Here is a 1399-nt window from a genome sequence, read left to right as displayed (position 1 = left end):
ATTCGCAGCCGCAGCTTCGGTGGTATGTTTAGCCCCGTTACATCTTCCGCGCAGGCCGACTCGACTAGTGAGCTATTACGCTTTCTTTAAAGGGTGGCTGCTTCTAAGCCAACCTCCTAGCTGTTTTAGCCTTCCCACATCGTTTCCCACTTAACATACACTTTGGGACCTTAGCTGGCGGTCTGGGTTGTTTCCCTCTTCACGACGGACGTTAGCACCCGCCGTGTGTCTCCCGGATATTACTTTACGGTATTCGGAGTTTGCAAAGGGTTGGTAAGTCGGGATGACCCCCTAGCCTTAACAGTGCTCTACCCCCGTAAGTATTCGTCCGAGGCTCTACCTAAATAGATTTCGGGGAGAACCAGCTATCTCCCGGTTTGATTAGCCTTTCACTCCTAGCCACAGGTCATCCCCTAACTTTTCAACGTTAGTGGGTTCGGTCCTCCAGTTGATGTTACTCAACCTTCAACCTGCCCATGGCTAGATCACCGGGTTTCGGGTCTATACCTTGCAACTAAGCGCCCAGTTAAGACTCGCTTTCGCTACGGCTACCCTATTCGGTTAACCTCGCTACAAAATATAAGTCGCTGACCCATTATACAAAAGGTACGCAGTCACACCACGAAGGTGCTCCTACTGCTTGTACGTACACGGTTTCAGGTTCTATTTCACTCCCCTCACAGGGGTTCTTTTCGCCTTTCCCTCACGGTACTGGTTCACTATCGGTCAGTTGGGAGTATTTAGCCTTGGAGGATGGTCCCCCCATATTCAGTCAAAGTTTCACGTGCTCCGACCTACTCGATTTCACTTTAGATAAGTTTTTGTGTACGGGACTATCACCCTGTTTCGTCATACTTTCCAGAATGTTCCACTAACTACACTAAAGCTTAAGGGCTGGTCCGATTTCGCTCGCCGCTACTTTCGGAATCTCGGTTGATTTCTTTTCCTACGGGTACTTAGATGTTTCAGTTCTCCGCGTTCGCCTCATATGGCTATGTATTCACCATATGATACCTGCAAGCAGGTGGGTTTCCCCATTCGGAAATCCTAGTCTCAAGCGCCTCTTACTGGCTCAACTAGGCTTATCGCAAGTTAGTACGTCCTTCATCGCCTCCAACTGCCAAGGCATCCACCGTGTACNCTTAGTCACTTAACCATACAACCCAAAATGTTCTTACTTGGTCTTTCTTGTTTATGCGGCCTTGCTGTCAAAATTTACTTGGTCACATAACACGTTATGCTCCCGTCGATAAATTTCTCGGCGGCGTTGCCTAAACTAGAAATCCTCGTCGTAATAAAAACAGGTTAACCATTTTTATCCATCAGGATTGTACTATCAAAGACTGATTTCAACTTCGCCAGAAGTTAATATTGAATACTAAAGTAGATGCTAATTAAT

At 47.1% G+C, this 1399-nt stretch carries 1 rRNA gene; it reads right to left on the bottom strand.

The annotated features are described in order from the left end of the window. A 23S ribosomal RNA gene (locus BIW53_RS00040) occupies positions 1–1156 on the bottom strand; the annotation flags it as partial. Positions 1157–1399 lie beyond the last annotated feature (243 nt).

Source organism: Pseudoalteromonas byunsanensis, assembly GCF_001854475.1.
Lineage (GTDB): Bacteria > Pseudomonadota > Gammaproteobacteria > Enterobacterales > Alteromonadaceae > Pseudoalteromonas > Pseudoalteromonas byunsanensis.
Note: the sequence above shows the minus strand (reverse complement) of the source record. Positions and strands in the feature narration are given on the sequence as shown.